This is a genomic window from Desulfurococcaceae archaeon MEX13E-LK6-19 (assembly GCA_029637525.1).
Lineage (GTDB): Archaea > Thermoproteota > Thermoprotei_A > Sulfolobales > Desulfurococcaceae > MEX13ELK6-19.
In genome coordinates this window covers 956,558-974,174 of record CP072660.1, presented here as the reverse complement: position 1 = coordinate 974,174, position 17,617 = coordinate 956,558, and the positions used below count along the sequence as shown (strand labels likewise).

Annotated in this window: 21 protein-coding genes; 11 read left to right on the top strand and 10 right to left on the bottom strand. The window is 38.9% G+C overall.

Annotated elements, in window-relative coordinates:
* Positions 1-80: 80 nt before the first annotated feature.
* A complete protein-coding gene (gene tadA / locus J4526_05430) occupies positions 81-1,643 on the top strand; it encodes a Flp pilus assembly complex ATPase component TadA (GenBank protein ID WFO76346.1) in 1,563 nt (520 codons plus the stop codon).
* A 6-nt stretch (positions 1,644-1,649) separates the two neighbouring features.
* On the opposite strand, the gene J4526_05425 is transcribed toward tadA, so the two are convergent.
* On the bottom strand, positions 1,650-2,090 hold the full coding sequence (locus J4526_05425; GenBank protein ID WFO74527.1) for a Holliday junction resolvase: 441 nt from the start codon (positions 2,088-2,090) through the stop codon (positions 1,650-1,652).
* Positions 2,091-2,268: 178 nt separating this feature from the next.
* On the opposite strand from J4526_05425, the gene J4526_05420 reads away from it, so the two are divergent.
* Both J4526_05420 and J4526_05415 read left to right on the top strand, forming a co-directional pair.
* Positions 2,269-3,108 carry a slipin family protein gene (locus J4526_05420; GenBank protein WFO74526.1) on the top strand — a complete coding sequence of 280 codons (840 nt, stop codon included), beginning with the start codon at positions 2,269-2,271 and terminating at the stop codon, positions 3,106-3,108.
* A 20-nt stretch (positions 3,109-3,128) separates the two neighbouring features.
* Entirely contained in the window at positions 3,129-4,478 is a 1,350-nt protein-coding gene (locus J4526_05415; protein WFO74525.1) for a nodulation protein NfeD, read from the top strand.
* Here J4526_05415 and J4526_05410 read toward each other — a convergent pair.
* Together J4526_05410 and J4526_05405 are read right to left on the bottom strand one after the other, a co-directional pair.
* The gene (locus J4526_05410; protein WFO74524.1) at positions 4,453-5,046 is read right to left on the bottom strand and encodes a YfcE family phosphodiesterase; all 594 of its coding nucleotides are present in this window, start codon (positions 5,044-5,046) and stop codon (positions 4,453-4,455) included. The two genes, J4526_05415 and J4526_05410, sit on opposite strands and share 26 nt — an antisense overlap.
* Positions 5,047-5,127: 81 nt before the next feature.
* Positions 5,128-5,742, bottom strand: coding sequence for a hypothetical protein (locus J4526_05405; protein WFO74523.1), 615 nt, complete (start codon positions 5,740-5,742; stop codon positions 5,128-5,130).
* A gap of 314 nt (positions 5,743-6,056) precedes the next feature.
* On the opposite strand from J4526_05405, the gene J4526_05400 reads away from it, so the two are divergent.
* Complete coding sequence (locus tag J4526_05400; GenBank protein WFO76345.1) at positions 6,057-7,220, top strand: DUF763 domain-containing protein; 1,164 nt, start codon at positions 6,057-6,059, stop codon at positions 7,218-7,220.
* Between the two features lie 87 nt (positions 7,221-7,307).
* On the top strand, positions 7,308-8,378 hold the full coding sequence (locus J4526_05395; protein ID WFO74522.1) for a hypothetical protein: 1,071 nt from the start codon (positions 7,308-7,310) through the stop codon (positions 8,376-8,378).
* 107 nt (positions 8,379-8,485) lie between these two features.
* Here J4526_05395 and J4526_05390 read toward each other — a convergent pair whose 3' ends face one another.
* Positions 8,486-9,466, bottom strand: a complete 981-nt coding sequence (locus tag J4526_05390) for an ROK family protein (protein WFO74521.1) — start codon at positions 9,464-9,466, stop codon at positions 8,486-8,488.
* A 96-nt stretch (positions 9,467-9,562) separates the two neighbouring features.
* On the opposite strand from J4526_05390, the gene J4526_05385 reads away from it, so the two are divergent.
* A complete protein-coding gene (locus J4526_05385) occupies positions 9,563-10,435 on the top strand; it encodes an RsmD family RNA methyltransferase (protein WFO76344.1) in 873 nt (290 codons plus the stop codon).
* Here J4526_05385 and J4526_05380 read toward each other — a convergent pair.
* Positions 10,432-10,794, bottom strand: a complete 363-nt coding sequence (locus tag J4526_05380; GenBank protein WFO74520.1) for a hypothetical protein — start codon at positions 10,792-10,794, stop codon at positions 10,432-10,434. The genes J4526_05385 and J4526_05380 overlap by 4 nt on opposite strands.
* Positions 10,782-11,759, bottom strand: coding sequence for an iron-sulfur cluster loop (locus J4526_05375; protein WFO74519.1), 978 nt, complete (start codon positions 11,757-11,759; stop codon positions 10,782-10,784). Before J4526_05375 ends, J4526_05380 begins: the two co-directional genes overlap by 13 nt.
* Before the next feature lie 75 nt (positions 11,760-11,834).
* Between J4526_05375 and J4526_05370 the strand changes: the two genes are divergently transcribed.
* From J4526_05370 to J4526_05360, 3 genes are all read left to right on the top strand, one after another.
* Positions 11,835-12,365, top strand: a complete 531-nt coding sequence (locus tag J4526_05370; protein WFO74518.1) for a hypothetical protein — start codon at positions 11,835-11,837, stop codon at positions 12,363-12,365.
* 345 nt (positions 12,366-12,710) lie between these two features.
* Complete coding sequence (gene speD / locus J4526_05365; GenBank protein ID WFO74517.1) at positions 12,711-13,100, top strand: adenosylmethionine decarboxylase; 390 nt, start codon at positions 12,711-12,713, stop codon at positions 13,098-13,100.
* Positions 13,101-13,104: 4 nt separating this feature from the next.
* Positions 13,105-14,238 carry an NAD(P)/FAD-dependent oxidoreductase gene (locus J4526_05360; GenBank protein ID WFO74516.1) on the top strand — a complete coding sequence of 378 codons (1,134 nt, stop codon included), beginning with the start codon at positions 13,105-13,107 and terminating at the stop codon, positions 14,236-14,238.
* Here the strand turns inward: J4526_05360 and J4526_05355 are convergent.
* Entirely contained in the window at positions 14,174-14,446 is a 273-nt protein-coding gene (locus J4526_05355; protein ID WFO74515.1) for a 50S ribosomal protein L13e, read from the bottom strand. The genes J4526_05360 and J4526_05355 overlap by 65 nt on opposite strands.
* A gap of 138 nt (positions 14,447-14,584) precedes the next feature.
* Between J4526_05355 and J4526_05350 the strand changes: the two genes are divergently transcribed.
* Together J4526_05350 and J4526_05345 are read left to right on the top strand one after the other, a co-directional pair.
* A complete protein-coding gene (locus J4526_05350; protein ID WFO74514.1) occupies positions 14,585-14,875 on the top strand; it encodes a DUF211 domain-containing protein in 291 nt (96 codons plus the stop codon).
* Between the two features lie 161 nt (positions 14,876-15,036).
* Complete coding sequence (locus J4526_05345) at positions 15,037-15,774, top strand: hypothetical protein (GenBank protein ID WFO74513.1); 738 nt, start codon at positions 15,037-15,039, stop codon at positions 15,772-15,774.
* Positions 15,775-15,785: 11 nt separating this feature from the next.
* Here the strand turns inward: J4526_05345 and J4526_05340 are convergent, their stop codons facing one another.
* The 3 genes from J4526_05340 to J4526_05330 form a co-directional block, all read right to left on the bottom strand.
* Positions 15,786-16,619: a D-aminoacyl-tRNA deacylase gene (locus J4526_05340; protein WFO74512.1), complete on the bottom strand. Its 834-nt coding sequence runs from the start codon at positions 16,617-16,619 to the stop codon at positions 15,786-15,788.
* Positions 16,620-16,766: 147 nt separating this feature from the next.
* The gene (locus tag J4526_05335) at positions 16,767-17,402 is read right to left on the bottom strand and encodes an HD domain-containing protein (protein WFO74511.1); all 636 of its coding nucleotides are present in this window, start codon (positions 17,400-17,402) and stop codon (positions 16,767-16,769) included.
* Entirely contained in the window at positions 17,365-17,613 is a 249-nt protein-coding gene (locus J4526_05330) for a hypothetical protein (GenBank protein WFO74510.1), read from the bottom strand. Before J4526_05330 ends, J4526_05335 begins: the two co-directional genes overlap by 38 nt.
* Positions 17,614-17,617: the final 4 nt, after the last annotated feature.

Sequence of the window (17,617 nt, the reverse complement as noted above, 5' to 3'; positions counted from 1 at the left end):
ATAATGTAGGTTCTACATCTAGTTATATTAGGGAGTGAACCTATATTCTTGGGAGCACGACTGGGTGTATTGTGTTGGCTGTGAGTATAGGTGTTGCTGGAGAAGAAATCTATGTCCCGGACACTAGCGCGTTGATAGAGGGAGCTGTTAGTAGGCTTATTGAAGAAGGAAAGATCCGTGGTAGAATAATCATACATAAAGCCGTTCTGGCAGAACTAGAGCATCAAGCTAATCAGGGTAGAGCCACTGGTTATGCTGGTTTAAATGAGATTAAGAGAATCCGGAGCTACGCGGAGAAGGGACTCATATCAGTGGAAATTGCTGGAGAAAAGCCTCGCCCCTATGATATAAGAATGGCTGGCTTGGGAGCAATAGATGCTCTCATAAGAGACTATGCTTACGAGGTTGGTGGCACACTTATAACTGGAGACCGTGTACAAGCTCTTGTAGCCGAGGCTATGGGTTTAAAAGTAATATTCATACCACCCGAGAAAATCACTAGACTAAAGCTCGAAGAGTTCTTCGATGAGACGACAATGAGTATTCACTTAAAGGAGGACGTGCCACCCATAGCTAAGAAGGGTAGACCCGGCGATTGGGAGTATGTTGTCCTGGATAAAAGGCCTCTATCCAGAGAAGAGATTGAAGCTATTGCAAGAGAGATTATAGAAGAAGCACGTAGAAGACCTGATGGCTTCATAGAAATAGATCGTTCAGGATCAACTATAATTCAGCTTGGTAGATACAGAATAGTCATAACACGCCCACCGCTCAGCGATGGATGGGAAATCACTGCTGTCAGACCATTAAAGAAGCTTAGATTAGAAGATTACAACTTACCACCCAAACTATTAAAGAGACTTGAAGAAAAAGCCGAGGGAATACTTATTGCTGGAGCACCAGGTATGGGCAAAACCACGTTTGCCCAAGCACTAGCAGAATACTATATGGAGAAAGGAAAGATCGTTAAGACCATTGAGTCCCCTAGAGACATGCAGCTACCACCCAAAGTAACACAGTATAGTAAAAACTATGCAGACCTAGGAGAGCTCCATGACATACTCCTGCTAAGCAGACCCGATTACACAGTATTTGATGAAATGAGGAGTGACGAGGACTTCAAACTCTATGCCGATTTGAGACTAGCTGGCATAGGCATGATAGGTGTTGTACACGCTACAACACCTATAGACGCTATACAAAGATTTATAGGAAGAGTAGAACTAGGCATGATACCAAGTCTTATCGACACAGTTATTTTCATAAGAAACGGTCAAGTAGACAAAGTCTATGAAGTCAAGATGACAGTAAAGCTACCAACAGGTCTGCGTGAAGCAGACCTAGCTAGACCAGTAATAGAAGTAAGAGACTTCCTTACAGGTGAGCTCGAGTACGAGATCTATACGTTTGGTGAACAAACCGTAGTAGTGCCCGTCAAGAGGTTCAAGCCTACTGGAGCCAATGTAGATAAAGTAGCTACACTCATCCAGAAGATTCTCCCAGGAGCAGAGGTTAGCATTGAGGATTCAACAGTAGTAGTATTGATACCAAGAAACATGATAAAGTCATTTAACAAGAAAGTAAAGAGGATTAAGAAGCTGGAAGAGAAGTATGGTGTAGCCATAAAACTAAGGTTTATATAACATTACTTATATCCATTCAGTGATTTTTCTAGAGGAATCAGCCAACTTAATAAATCCTTTAAGATCGAGGGCATTGTCCAGCTCTTCTAAGGGAACTTTATAGTTTCCCCCGGGGGTCTCTACAAGTTTTTCTAATGGAATAAACCTCCATCCACGCCCATCCATTATCTTAACTGCTATGAATCCTTTTCCTCCAGCTCTTTCACTAAACTCTCTAACCTTGTCAATCTGGTGTTTCTCAATATAAATATGCCCAGGCTTGTCCTTAGTCTTAACCTCTATGACGAAAATATGCCCATTCTTCATAGCGACAATATCAGGGTACTTTACCCTCCTAGATTTCGCACCACTTGCCGGTGCTCTCATTACAGCGAATCCATGCTTCCATAGAGTTCTAACTAGTTCTCGTTCTCTACTGAACCCACGGCTCCTCCTAGTATTAGTCATTGTACCAACCCTATGTCTTCTAACCACTTACTATTTTTCCTTAAGGATAAAATATTGTTATAACATCTCGGCAAGCATTTAGAGCTGTTGTTTCAAGGTGATTAAGATTAAATATAATATCCTATAGTTACAATGATATATTTTAACGAACTAAAATGTGGGATAACTGGTGTAGAATATGAGTATAATAAACCTATTCTTAACAACACTTCTAGTTCTCCTGCAGATAACCGAGACTCTACCAGCAATCATAATCGTACTGATAATCGTACTGATATTCCTCTCGATGAGCATTAAAATTGTGAGAGAGTATGAGAGAGCAGTAATATTTAGACTTGGCAGGTTATTGGGGGCAAAAGGCCCCGGCTTATTCTTCATCATACCTTTCGCAGACAATTTCATTAAAATAGACTTACGTGTAACAGCAGTCGATGTCCCCGAGCAACAAGTTATAACCAAGGACAACGTCACAGTCAGTGTTGACGCTGTTGTTTATTACAGGGTTATAGATCCCATAAAAGCAGTGACTACCGTAGAGAACTACCACTACGCTGTATTGATGATGGCCCAGACTACTCTAAGAGATATCGTTGGCTCCGTTGAGCTAGACGACATACTTTCACGTAGAGAAGAAATCAACAAGAAAATACAGAAGATCCTAGATGAAATAACCGACCCATGGGGTATCAAGGTAACCGCTGTAACACTTAAACAAGTACGTCTTCCTGAGAGCATACTTCGAGCAATGGCTAAGCAGGCTGAGGCAGAGAGATGGAGAAGAAGCAGGATCATTGAAGCTGAAGGTGAGAAACAAGCCGCTTCAAGAATGGCTGAAGCAGCCGCCTTCTATGAGAGGCACCCAATGGCGTTGAAACTACGTGAGCTCCAGACCCTAGTCGAGGTCGCTAGAGAGAGAAACATGATCGTTATTGCACCAGTCACATTAGGGCACTTAGGAACAGATATAGGATTGGTAACAGCTTTATCTAAACAGCAAAGCAAGGGTGAGTCCAGTTAGTCTCGCAGGCGGTGACCTTGATGAAAAAGAAGTTCATATTTTTTATCACATTGCTATTTGTACTCTTATTGCTTTCAAGCACAACGTTGTCAACAACTCAACTCCAATACAATGCTAGGAAAACAAGTAATCACATCATAGTTGTTAACATAAGTGGCGGAATAGACTATGGTGTCCAGGAGCTTGTCCAAGAAGCTATTGCTAGAGCCGAAGAAGTAGACGGTATATTGATTATAGTACTTGATACCCCTGGGGGGCTTCTTGATGCAACATTCAACATTATATCATTAATAAGAACTAGTAAAGTCCCTGTTGTAGGATACGTGTACCCGCCAGGAAAAGGAGCTTGGAGTGCTGGTACACTAATATTACTGGCATGCCATGTAGCTGCTATGGCTCCCGGCACTATAATTGGATCGCTTCAACCAGTGTACTATAATCCTGCTACAGGAGAATACACTACTGTTAATGAAAGCAAGATAATAAACCCTGTACTAGAGATGGCTACTACGTTGGCGAAAGATCGTGGTAGAAATGTTTCTGCAGCACGAGCCTTTGTTTTAGAGAATCTTAATCTAGATGCGAATGATGCACTAAAATATAATGTTATAGAATTCGTTGCAAGATCTCTTGATGAGCTAATCCAAAAGTTAAATGGATATACTGTAACTTTAGATAACGGTGAAACCGTTGTATTGAATACTGAAAACGCTCACGTGGAATACTATAGTGGCAGTCTCAGAACACAAGTAATTCGTGTGTTCTCAGACCCTATAATTAATGGGCTTATAGGTACTCTTGGTATTCTGCTTCTAATAATAGGTGTCATAAGTGGGCACTACGTTATCTTACCTCTTGCCATAGGATTAATAATATTGAGTCTTCTAGGTGCTGGATATAACGCCAACTATATTAGCTTAACACTTATGCTGATAGGTGCCATAGCTTTAGCTATAGAGCTTGTTACACCCAGATTCGGTATACTCGGCTTCAGCGGCATAATACTTATAGCCTTGGGGATAGCGTTAATGCCCTACCTTAATCCATCATGGTTCGTCTCGCCAGAGTACCAAAGAATGCTCTTCTGGACAGGCATAACAACAGGAATAGTACTAGGAGCCTTCATGGGTTTTGTATTGTATAAGATAATTCAAGCTAAGAGAAAACCGCCCGTATTGAAGATAGGTATGGTCGGCCTTGAAGGTAAGTGTGTAGAACCCATTGAACCAGGGAGAGAAGGGTTTGTTTTAGTTCAGGGAGAATACTGGCGTGCACGCAGTGATGAAAAAATCGATGTCGGCGAGAAAATAGTTGTTGTAAAGAAGGATGGGCCAGTATTAATAGTTAAGAAGAAACAAGAATCCACCTAGACCCATCCCATTTATAGACATGTTTTTTCATAAGCTCTATCTCCAACCCCCTTAAGATGAATAGTCTCAACTCTAGTTCGGAGTCATAGAGATAAGCCTTAATGTATGTAGGCACCATTAATCCTCCTCCACCACCCCATACTCCCGTCAGGCTCCCTGGATTAACATGTAAGATCATATTCTCCTCATCAAGTTTGATGAATGGACTATGTGTATGACCACTGAAAAGCAGGTTAACATCCAGTTCTTTGGCTATCCTGCTTAGCTGCCTTATATTCCCTCTAGGGTAAACCCCGTCACCATGATGTACACCTATCTTTATGCCTGCTAGGACGAATTTCTGGGTCTTAGGTAAGTCTAGATAGTCCATGTTTCCTTGTACGTAATAGACATCTTTACCAAGACCTTCAACCCAAGCAACAACGTTCTCGCTAGTAAAGTCTCCCGTAAACACGACTACATCGTAAGGTTTGTCGGACTCTATATCAGATCTTATTCTCGGATCTACTGCTGACGCTCTGTCGGGTATGTGTGTATCTCCTATGACTAGTATCCTATAGACCTTCATGTTCATGCCACCTTGATAGTTCTACTGGTTGACCTGAACACCAACGTGTACTCGTTATACTAAGTGTTCTACAACTGGGTGTTATAGGTTATTTGCGATAGAGACTATATCGTTTAAATCAGCTCTACTTGCATCAACAAGCACGCCTTTCCCTACAATCTTGTACCACATTCTAGGGTTCTCTGGGTATGGAGCTATGGCTTCTATCCTTTCTTCTGCCTTCTCATGCTTGATCTTCGTTTTCTTAACCTTTATTGTGACATGCTTCTTTACAGCTATGCCCATAAACATGACTGGCTTTATAACAAGGATCATTGCTCTTCCCTTGTCCACAAATACGTAGATGAAAACTCCTCCACGAATCCTTATAGCAGCAACAATGTATCTTGTAGGTATACTCCATACGACAACTCTTTTACCTAAAAGCTTGACAAGATTCCTGACAACAGCTTTCTCTGTCTCACCAGGAGTCCTCTTATAGAAACTAACAATCCCATCTATGATCTGGCCGAATATTAATAGAGATAACATAAGTATCGCTAACTCGCTTGAGAATATATCTATTAAGTAAATCGATGCAAGAACTATTACACTAATCAGAACAAAAACCATATGTCTTCTTCTGCTATCTTTACTACTATACACATAAACAGGCTTAGGAGCCCCTTCAATAATCCACCACTTGTCTTTAGCCAATAGCTACACCTTTGAGTAAAACTACTTCTCTTAAAAACCGAAATGCCTAAAGAAACTTAATAATCTAGCGTCAGTTGGGTAACCGCTTCTTCACAGCATAGTAGCTCATTCTCCCCGAAAAATCATCATCCAGTAAATATCAAAAAGACAAAATACTTATTAAGAGTTTACATGATTACTCAGCTGGGTAAGTTTACATCATCCCTAGTCCTTGGTCTAGCCGGGAGTAATTCATCATCAATTATTTCACAAATACACTCGTCTTAATATAATATATCCTCTTAAATACACGAGTATTTATTGTGGGAGAGAGAGTGCTAGAGGGTATTGCTGATCTACCATTACATGATGGTAGAGTACCTCCATGGATAGCTAATATAATGAAGAGGCTAGCTAAGGCAATAATAGAGATTATAGTAGATGAATACGGTCCCGATACCGTCTTGGAAAAACTTTCTAACCCACTTTGGTTCCAAGCATTTAACAACGTTATTGGAATGGACTGGGATAGCAGTGGCTCTACAACAGTAACAACAGGTGTACTCAAAGAGATTACTTGGAAGAATAAGGAACTAGGGTTTCTCGTATTGGGTGGCAAGGGTGAGAAAGCCAGACGTGTTCCTACAGAACTGGTTGAGGCAACAAAGATACTTGGATTAAGCCCTGACTATGCGAGTAAGCTAGAAGAAGCATCTAGGCTTGTAGCAAAGATAGATTCTGCAATGCTGCAAGACAAGTACACACTTTATCACCACACACTTATAGTATCGAGCACTGGGAAATGGATAGTTATCCAGCAAGGAATGAATGTCTTGAAAAAGATGGCTCGCCGATACCATTGGGTAGACAATACAAGGTTTTTTGAGGAGCCTCACAAGGGTATAGCATGTAATAGAGTTGAGGAAAACGTCATAAATCTTGTAGCAAGAGAATCACGTGATACTAGAAAGACTATTCTCGACCTAGTCAATGATAATGTATCTTACATAGTTAATGACTATACTACAATATATAATGCTGCCAAGAAGCAAAAGACTTTATTTGATCTACTTGGTAAAGAACAGCCCATAGATAAAGATTCATTGAAAAGAATCAGCATATACAAACCATTGATTCACCCGAATAGTTTACGTAAGAAGTTGGAGTTGATAAAGAGGACTTGTGTACAAGAACTCAAAGAATTGTTGTTGATAAGAGGTGTTGGTGCAGATACTATACGAGCACTAGTGCTTATAAGCGACTTGATCTTCAATACACCGCCAAGTACAAAGGATCCTGTGACTCACCCAATAGAGCCTGCTGTATATGCTTATGCTATAGGAGGAAAAGACGGTGTACCCTATCCGATAAATAGGCGGCATGCCGAGGAGGTTATTACTACGCTTGAGCATTTCATTTGGAAAAGCAAGCTTGACAGCAAGTACAAGTATAAGGCTCTCAGGAACATAGCAAGACTTGCAAGAAAATATCTTATGTAAAAACTGCTTATTACAAACAATTAACTAGTCTATATAGCAATTTATTTATCTCATACATGTCTTAATCTACTTGGTAGGTGTAGAAATATGGTTGAAGGAGATATGAAACAGTATGTTAAAGAATCATTTAAGGGAGACATGATATACGTGTCGGCTACACCAAATGCATCTTTGGGAGGGCTTTCAACTATAAGAACGACTATTCCTCTTGACTTAACTCCTGTAATAGATGCAGAAGTCTCAAAAGGAATACTTGAAGTAGCTATTCGTGCCCCTCATGAAAAGTTTATGTGGCGTCTTAAGGTGAATGGTATACCCGTGGCCAGAGAGTTTAAACCACAGGTTCTCGCTAGACTCAAGAATAGTGTTTTCGCGAAACTAGTCTACGATATAACGCCTATCTTGAAGACACCAGAGAGTCTTAGAAAAAATAGAATAAACGTCACCATAAAGTATGAGGGAAGTGATAAGATATATGTTGAACACATAGGAGCATTAATCGGATACGAGAGTGATGATGCTGAAACACGCATAAGCATGCTTAGTGGTGCATTAGCTTTAGAACCCGGCGAAGAAACCCTTCTAAAAATAGATCACCCAGGCGAACTGGATGTACCGGCAGTGTTGAGAACCGTATTGATATTGCCTAGTACACAAGCCCGCATATTATTGAAATTTAACAACAATGAAGACTACATGTTGGGAGGTGTCGTTGGCGGAGAAGAAGTATCATTTAATGTCAAGTGTAATAATGGTTTAAACACTATACTTGTAAAACATTTGGAGAGTGAAACACAATATTATCCAAAAGAGCTGTTATTATCATCAATAATACTTATGCAGACAAAATACGTTGAACCATTACTTGAGATAATAGAGTTCAAAACCCCAGAGAAAATCTCTCCTGGCGAAAAACTACGCGTAAGAATAAAGAACAAGGGACAAGCTAAACCCGGACGTGCACTTCTAACAATAATTTATAGAGGACAAGCTATTCACCAACAAAAACTACCTCTCCTCGAGCCTGGCGAAGAAACAGAAGTAGAGATACCAATAAAGCTCCCGAAGGGAGAACATGACATTAACCTAAGACTTGTGTGGAGAAAATTATCAAAAACTATGTTCAAGGATAATCCAATTAAGCTAAAGATTGGATAATAAAAACATTACCTATTAATAACGGATTTAATCTATTATGTCAGGCGAAACCTCCTTCATCACGAATTACTTTTCAGTTCTGTAGGTATCTTCATCCGCTATTTCTTCTACTCCTGGAATTCTTTAAGAGTACTCGGAGTATTTACAATTAATGCGATAGCTCCTTTTAAAACAACGTCGTCGCCTAGCGGTGTCTTCATGATCTTTGGTGGTGTCGTAACTAAGTGTTTTATCACGTTTTCTATAATAGGCTTTATTATTAGTTCTTCATTGTATAATGCTACACTGCCACCGATAGTAACAACTTCTGGGTCATATACATTTATTGTATTTGCTACACCTACAATGTTAGCTTGCGACACCTTGTCTATAATGAATAAAGCAAGTTTATCACCTTTCTTGGCGTACTCAAAAATTTTCTCCGTAGTTGCTTCATTGTTCATTATGAGTTTATATAGATCTGTTTCTCTGAATTCTTCTGGTATGTTTTCTGTCTCGAGAAGGTACTTGGCGAATCTTGGTATATTCGCTCCACTGGCATATGCTTCCCAATGCCCGTATCCTCCGCATCCACACTTGAATTTCGAGTTATAATCTATAACCATGTGCCCTATTTCATGGGCATTACCTTGTTTGCCTAACAATAAAACTCCGTTGACGATAACTCCTCCACCTATACCAGTGCTAAGCGTGATATATACTATGTTCTGATACCCTTTTCCGGCGCCAAACAAGTATTCGCCCCATACAGCGGCTACACAATCATTGGCGACATAAACAGGTTTTCCCAGCCATTCCATTAATGGTTCTCTTAAATCAAATGTTCTGATGGGATTATTTGGAGCATTAACAACCATTCCTTTCTTTAAGTCTATAGGACCAATCGTTCCAATACCTATGCCAACCACTTTATCAATGTATTTCCCGTATTTTTCCATAATGGTTTTACGTATAGTATCAGCAATAGTTAATCTATCGCCTTTACTTGGTGTTCTAAACCTCACCTTATCTAGAATATCACCTTTTTGGTTAGCTAGAGCTATTCTAGTATTGGTGGCACCTACATCTACTCCTATAATGTATTTCATTGCCTTATACCCCGCAGCACAAAACTCTTTTTTGAAAAAATAGATGTATACCTGTTAATATTTAGTTATCTGGTGTTTATAGTGGAGAGCTGGAAGATAGAGTTTAAATACATTGATTTACCAAGGCTTACTAAATGGACTGTTGAGAAAATTATTGATGCTATACAAAAAGGATTAAATGAAGTTGAGGTAACTCTTGATCTAGGGTTGTCAAAAGAGAAAGTAGTTATAGAAAACAATACTGTGGTTTTCAGGGGAAAATATCGTGTTAAACTTGATTTGCTCAAGGAGATTTCTGAAAACCGCGTATATGAAGTAGTTGGAGACAACGAAATCGTTGAAATAAGCATAAGAACAGAACATATGTACAAACTGAGACCCGTATCCGAAACAGATGCCCCTACACTAGAAATCGATGGAATTCATATGCATAGAATAACAGGTATAACACCATGGGAGGATAGCAGAAGGAAAGTACTGGCCGCAAAAATAGGCAAAGGCGATATAGTTCTTGATACATGTATGGGCCTTGGATATACAGCTATCCATGCTCTTTTACGGGGAGCATCTAAAGTATACACAGTTGAAGTAGATGAGAATGTTATAGCTATAGCCCAGCGGAATCCATGGAGTAAAATGCTTTCCGACAAAAGAATAGAGATTATTCATGGCGATGTCACCGAAGTTGTACGGTATTTCCCCACAGAATACTTTGATAAAATAATACATGACCCACCAAGATTTTCGCGAAGAACAGGAAACTTGTACGGATTAAAGTTTTATCTCGAACTACATCGAGTGCTAAAACCTGGAGGAATATTATTCCATTACACAGGAGAACCTGGTAAAAGAGGTGCTCGTAAAATAGTAAAAGGAATTGGTGAAAGATTGAGTAGAGCTGGTTTCCACACGATGTACGACAGGGAAGTACAGGGGTATGTAGCGATAAAGTACGCTATTCCGTTTTAAAACAATGTTTTCCTCCATGTAGGATATTTCTTTGACTCTTTCAACTCCTCCCTTAAATGCTGTGCAAGATTATAACAACCTTCTGCATGCTCAAGAAAACCTTTCTCAACAAGCCTAGCTAGAGCCCTTGATATATTCATCTCAATAACTACATCATCTTCTTCTATATCAAGCTCCGGGTCTTTAGTATGCTTTATTATTTCCCTGAGCTCTATAACGGCAATTATTTCGCCGACACTAATGTGTTTAAGGAAATACTCCATTATAATCTTCTCTAGTTTAGGCAAATTCTCTATATCGTTCAACGTAGGTTTCTTGTTGAGAGAAGACAACTTCTCACCCAATTCTAATAGTACCATGTATCATAGTAATAGTGCTCACTAACCATATACTCCGCGTTTCTATAAGCTTTACAGAACTCCTTAAATATACATTCGTTACACCTTGGCTCCTCATCCCTGTAGCAAGCCTTTCTACCAAAAACCCATAGAAAATCATCTAGCAGGAAGGGGTCTATACCTGCCTCTAAAGATACTATCTTGTATGCTTTCCTAACACTTAGTCTCAACAATATGTCTTCTTCCCAAGATACTGGCTTATTCTCCCTTATTTTATCCCATAACACACCATACACAGAAACTATACCTGTTCTCAGCGCTATTCTAGTCAAATGATTATCTACGGGTACTTCCTTTTCCTCAATATCATTGACCTTAATTATACCTCTTGCTTCAAGGAATTTTGCTAACAAGAACAGTTTTTTCTCAACAGGATCCTCGTATGCCCTAAAAACCCGTAACAAATCGATCAAACCCGGTTTTCCGAGGCTACCTTTTAATCTATTACCACTGATCTTAATGATGTTCTCCGCATTTCCATCATATAATTTTAATAATTTTACTCCAATATCCCGTAACAACAATGTTCTAACTTCAGGATCTGGCACAGTAGCTTCTTTTACGTTAAAGTACTTGGTGAATTCATCGACTCTAAGGTTAGAGAGTACATGTGGATCATAGAAACGTGGATTCTCATCCAGTATCTTACGCGCAATTCTATATAGTAAGTCTGCTCCATGATAACATCCATCTTCTAAGCAGGCCTCATATGGTTTGCCTGGTCTACTCAGACGGTGATCCAAGGCTACGACTACTAGGAAGTATCTCAGAGTTGTTTCTAGGTCGCTAGAGGATGGAGGATAGTATCGTTCATCGAAAACATTTAATTGTTCATGCTTTATCTTTTCAATATATTTTGTCACTATGTTGGACATTGATTTTATGTATGCATGGTCTATACATACACAAGCTTCTTTATCACTCATGATCCCACTGGGTAGTATAGTCTATATCCCGGAGTATAATTATCTTTAGTTTAAGAGTAAAATGAGGAAACAGTGATGAGGCGTTTACCGAGAATAAAGACTAGCATATTTAGATGCAACGGGTACACTAGAGTTAATTCCATTGTAGCGAAATATGTTATAGTTCATGGGTTTCTAGAAGTTACTGGGAGCATTAGGTCTGATAGATTACTTGTTATAGGAGGAATTAAGGCAAAAGAAGTCTTGACAGACATTGCTGTACTAGATATCTCGGCTCCATCAACAATAATAGACCTAAAAACAAGAGTGCTAAGAGTGCATAAGAAAAATAATGGAAGACTCTACTGTAGTTGTATTACCGCTAATAATGTCTACCTAACATACACTCATGTAAATGTTATTACCGCAAAAATAATTACCCTAAACGATGGATGTGTTATAGACAAACTTACTACAAACAAGAATATCATAATTAGAGTAAATTCTCCATACTGTTCATTTAGGACAAACCCTCTAAAGAATAACGCGTCTAGGATACTAGTATTATTTAATTATCATAACATATATTCACAAGACCCATTCTCGCCGAAACGATCTTCTCCCTAAGATCGGTAAGTACTCTGTATGCTTGAAATTTCACGCCTGCTGATGCAGAAGAATTATTCGCTAGCATCATAACATACTTCATAAGTAGATCCACTAAATCTATCGACTCCTCTATATCTTTTATCACAGATTTACAGTTAGATACCATATTACATCCACCATACAACCGATTTATCTAACTAAGAATCTTCTTAAAGGTTCTCCCCCCACCCCCCTAGAGCGGGGGGTATCTCCCCCCATGTTCATTTAGACGATCTTGGCAGAGTTTATATAGCCTCCATGAAGTGATTAGGGGGGAGATTTATAAACTACGAGGGGGGCGTTAATGTGTAGGGGGTGGGGGGAATGACTGAAGTACTCGTACTTAAGGAAAAAGAGAATGAGAAAACACTAGTAGTAGGACACCACTACTACGGCGAGCTCTACGGCTGCAATCCAAATATACTGAGCGATGAAGAGAAACTGAAGAATATTGTGGTTGAGGCAGCAAAAATAGGCGGATTCCATTTGCTCGATGTAAAGGCGTGGAAGATTAACCCAGGTGTTAGTGTTATTGGCATAGTATTGGAAAGCCATATATCTATCCATACTTGGCCCGAGTATGAGTTTGCAACAGTAGATGTTTATACTTGTGGAAGCAAAGGTGATCCTTATAAAGCATTTCTATATATTGCCGACAAACTTGAGGCTAAAAGATATATTGTGAGATACAGTAACCGCAATTTCAGGGAGTAGTCTTTTGAAAATAATTGTGGTTGGTGGAGGCCCAGCTGGTTTAACTCTCGCGTCCCTAATAAAAAACAATGATGTTATAGTATTTGAAGAACATAAGAAAGTCGGTTTACCTCTTCATTGTACAAGTCTTGTTAGTAGGTTCACTAAGGATTTCTTTGTTGAACTCTTGGGCTACAAAATAGTGGAAAATTACTATAACGAAGTATATTTCTACACGCCTTATAGTGTATTACACTTAAGAACAAGAACTCCCATCGCATTTAGGCTTAAGAGACCTCTTCTTGAGGAAAAACTTATGGACAAAGTACTAAAACGAGGTCATGTTGTCTACCTTGGGGAGAGAGTTAAGAAAGTAAATCCCAAAGACATCGTGTCTACAAAAAGAAGCATGCAATATGATAAACTAGTTATTGCTGAAGGAGCCTCCAGGATATTGACTAGAAGTCTTCTAGGAACAGGTTTCAATAAAGAACGTTATATCATTGGTATACAAACTATTGTCAAATCACGCGATATCGACAAACATACTTTTTACACGTTCTTTACACACCATAATCGCTATTTCTTCTACTGGCTAGTCCCGCTAGGCGATGGAGAAAACGCATTGCTCGGCGCAGGATTCCGCCTAGGAGAACATCATATAGAGTTAGATAAAATAGTCAAATACATAAGCAAAACACTTAAAATAAACATCAAAAAGAGCAACAATATTTTCGGCGGCCTAATACCATTGCTTCCTCCACAAAAATGTTGCATAGGTCATAAGATATATTTTCTAGGAGACAGTATTCCTGCTATAAAACCTTTTACTGGTGGAGGATTGTACGGTATAGCTTTCTTAGCAAAAGCTCTTGCTGAAGAACTAGATACTGAAGCCAGAGCCTATAAAGCCAAATTTAACAAGCTGTCATTCATGCTTACAATACAATATCTAGTATATCAATTTGCTGTAAGAATTTCAGGTACATGGCTTGTCCCATATATACTAAGTGTATTACATAATAAGGGGATGGAGATTCGTGAAGGATATTATGATAGACATGAACTATTATTGATAGAAGCATTAAAGACGGTTATTTTGCAGCCTGAGTCTCTTTTCGATATCCTATTTTCTCTAAAAACTCTCTTAGCAACTTAATGTTCCACTCATGTATAGACTTTCTTCTGACATCAACATATAGCCCTAGTTTTCGTGCTTCTCTAACAGTTAAACCTACTGCTTCTATCTCTCCTTTACTAAATCCTCTTCCAACACGTAAACCAGGGTCTCTTCCACCGTATTTTATTAATCGAGGCTTTTTGACGAGTGCTTTAGGTGGTTCTATTTTCTGCTGGACCTCTGACATGTGCTGTCCACCCCACGTAGTTTCTCCATTATCTCAAAATAGGTATTGGATTTATAAGCATTATTCTATTAGTGATCATAGTGTAATGCTTATAAGCTGTGAACTATATATTGATAAATAACGTGAGGAGCCATAGCCTTGATAAAAAGAGTTGTATTAGATGTCATAATACCTAAAAAAGGTCCCTCCATAGTAGAAATCGCAGAAGGTTTATCAAAAGCTGAGGGCGTTGAAGCAGTAAATATTACCGTAAAGGAAATTGATATGGAGACAGAAAATATTATAGTTGTTATACAAGGAAACAACATTAACTTTGATGAAGTAACAAAACTCATCGAAGAAATAGGTGGTGTAATACACAGTATAGACCAAGTTGTTGCAGGCGAGAAGATAGTAGAAATCCCAAAGGAAATACTTGAAGAACTTTAGTAACCAGTACATCATGGGTTCCGTCATTATTTTATTTTCTTTGATATAAACTTTCAAATAATGCTCATAATTATTATAAAGAGGGGTTATTCATATATTACCGTAGAGAATAGACTCATGCATTACACTGATGAAAAGATTGCTGGAAGTGCTGACATAAATTGCAGAGCGTTATAGGTTCTATTGATAAATTCTTTAGCCAAACAGAAATCATTAAAATTGGTAACAAAAAATATGCCAAAAAGAAGTATACAAAGGAATTGGGTATAATAAAATGGTTTATAATAAAATCATTGTCAATACCCGTTAGTATCTATCCTTTTGTATTTAATCCACGTGAACGCATGAGGAGAGAAATTGATTTCTTTGACAATATGTACAGAAAGATCCTTGTTCCAAAAGTGATTGAGGTTAATTGGGATAAACTATATATCATAAGAGAATATGTTGAAGGACACATACTTAATTTAAGACATGATGTGAAAACATGGAGTGAGGTAGGTACTACATTACATAAAGTACACAACGAGGATTATTCTCTGGGAGACTCTAAGGTCACAAACTTTCTTGTTTCAAAAAATAATACTGTCTATATTATCGATGCAGAACAAGCCATCGCATCGTCAGCCACAAACCACAGGATATGGGATATAATAGTCTTTCTTGCTACTGTGATACATGTATACATAACCGATATAATGACTGCTTTTATGGTTCATGAAGAGGAGTTCAAAGCTAAGATAAAAGCATTTCTAGAATCTTATGCCGATTCGGGTGGTAGTGAGATCCTTGAAAAACTTAGACGGGATACCAAGTCTAAAATGCTTATACATGTTTTGATCCCGTTTCCTTATAACTTAAAGTTCCTAAGAATTATTAAAGACGCTGCACACAGGTAAATAGTTCTAATTTAAACATACTCCACAAATAACCCTAATTGCTTGGCAATATTCTCCACAAGATCCCTATGTTTCTTCTTTGTTCCTTTTTTCTCTACAATAAATCCTTTTGGCTTAGGACTAGACCTTTCCATAGCTTGAACCAGGATTTCTTCATCTAGATAATCCAATGCATACTTAGCAAATATATGGCCATAACAATATTTTGTCTCTAATGCTATTTTAGTATGTTTTCTAGGATAGTGTCCCCCACCTATTCCTATCACCGGAATACATTCATACTCATTGTTTTCAAGAAGATACTTTACAGTCTCAGCAAGCACCACATGGTTTATTTCTTGTCTCCACTCCTCTTCAGTACTCCCTATTTCAATGAAGCAAAGCGGTTTCTCTAGATCCGTAGGACCATGATGCGTTGCTTCGTAACTAATCTCGTACTCATCTATCCTGCCATGTTTCTTAGCCACAGTATACAATGTCTTTAAAAGAGTATAAGTTGTAGCTGGACTGGCAATAGCCAGTTTTCGTGGTCTCCCCCCATATAATGCTTCGGGACCTGGATTCCCCGTGTGGTGCACAGTATAGCTCTTTATCTTTGCTGCACTACTATGCCTTGATAACACGATGTACTTATCAACATTAAGCACGTTATCAAGGAAATCAAAATAAATAACATCTTCATTGAAGCCTGCAATCACAAAGTTTTCACCACAAAAACACTCTACAGCATCTTTGCATACATCACACTTAGAGGGATTCAACATCGCTATGAGTTTTCGTGCTACGCCGCTACCCGCAGGATCTTTTACGGAATATACAACACCATAGATCAGGGCCTTAGACATCCTAGTGCTCTCCTCCACGATTTTCCGTAATTCGTAAGCTAGCTTTAGTTAATAAGCTTGCAGATAGAAATTATTATCATTAATTATAGGACAACATTTTATTCTTCGTTAAAACTATACATATAGCGGGGATGTTGAGGCTCGCCGCTACGGAGCCTGGGTAAGGCGATGATGTTTTTGCGAACCCCAGTCTGAACCTATTTCATCCAGCAGTCTATCTAGTGCCCATTTAGTTGTAGCAACTAATTCTTTAGCTTTCTTTCTAGTATACTCGAAATGCATTAGCTCAGGTAACTTGAATATTTTCTCGTAGAAATGATTAATTGATTGCTCGAGGCTTCTCCTACGTTCCCACCCATAATGGAATACTCGTAGAAAACCAACTATACCGAGAGCATCGAGTTTATCTGCATCACTTAGAATCATTGCTTCCACAGTCATGGGTTTGATTCCATGCCTTCTAGCGTAGGAAAAACTGTGGTAGAGAATAGCATTCACTACTTTTTCTACACAACTACTTTCAATACCGTGTTCTAACAGATAGGCCCTGGCAAACAAGGCAGAATAGTATGCATGTGGTTCTCCGACGACACGTCCTATATCATGTAGGAGTATCGAAGCATCGAGAAGAAAAGGATCTACTTCGGCGTCAATATTATCTACGATCTCCCAGGATATTCTCCTCACACGAGCTACGTGAGGAAAACCATGACTAAAATTATCGCCTAAAACGTTTTTCGCTAGCTCACTTAGTTTTTCGAGAAGCTCCCTTTTCTTGCTCACCCTCTTTCCCCGGATATACTCTCGACAACGACCAAGTCCTTATAAGAGTCACTCCACCACTCATTGTAACAAATCCTATCAACGTAGCCAACAGGCTTGAAGCAACATCTTGTGCGGACTGCATTAACCCCAGTCCTAGATAGAACATATACAGACTAAATAGTATCAATACAAGACCTGCTATTGGAGAGACATAATCTCCTCCAGGCAACTAG

Bases quoted from the DNA above. Each gene is read 5' to 3' on its own strand.
- J4526_05425 (WFO74527.1), bottom strand. From the start codon at position 2,090: ATGACTAATACTAGGAGGAGCCGTGGGTTCAGTAGAGAACGAGAACTA.
- J4526_05420 (WFO74526.1), top strand. From the start codon at position 2,269: ATGAGTATAATAAACCTATTCTTAACAACACTTCTAGTTCTCCTGCAG.
- J4526_05415 (WFO74525.1), top strand. From the start codon at position 3,129: ATGAAAAAGAAGTTCATATTTTTTATCACATTGCTATTTGTACTCTTA.
- J4526_05410 (WFO74524.1), bottom strand. From the start codon at position 5,046: ATGAAGGTCTATAGGATACTAGTCATAGGAGATACACACATACCCGAC.
- J4526_05395 (WFO74522.1), top strand. From the start codon at position 7,308: ATGGTTGAAGGAGATATGAAACAGTATGTTAAAGAATCATTTAAGGGA.
- J4526_05390 (WFO74521.1), bottom strand. From the start codon at position 9,466: ATGAAATACATTATAGGAGTAGATGTAGGTGCCACCAATACTAGAATA.
- J4526_05380 (WFO74520.1), bottom strand. From the start codon at position 10,794: ATGGTACTATTAGAATTGGGTGAGAAGTTGTCTTCTCTCAACAAGAAA.
- J4526_05375 (WFO74519.1), bottom strand. From the start codon at position 11,759: ATGAGTGATAAAGAAGCTTGTGTATGTATAGACCATGCATACATAAAA.
- J4526_05370 (WFO74518.1), top strand. From the start codon at position 11,835: ATGAGGCGTTTACCGAGAATAAAGACTAGCATATTTAGATGCAACGGG.
- speD (WFO74517.1), top strand. From the start codon at position 12,711: ATGACTGAAGTACTCGTACTTAAGGAAAAAGAGAATGAGAAAACACTA.
- J4526_05355 (WFO74515.1), bottom strand. From the start codon at position 14,446: ATGTCAGAGGTCCAGCAGAAAATAGAACCACCTAAAGCACTCGTCAAA.
- J4526_05340 (WFO74512.1), bottom strand. From the start codon at position 16,619: ATGTCTAAGGCCCTGATCTATGGTGTTGTATATTCCGTAAAAGATCCT.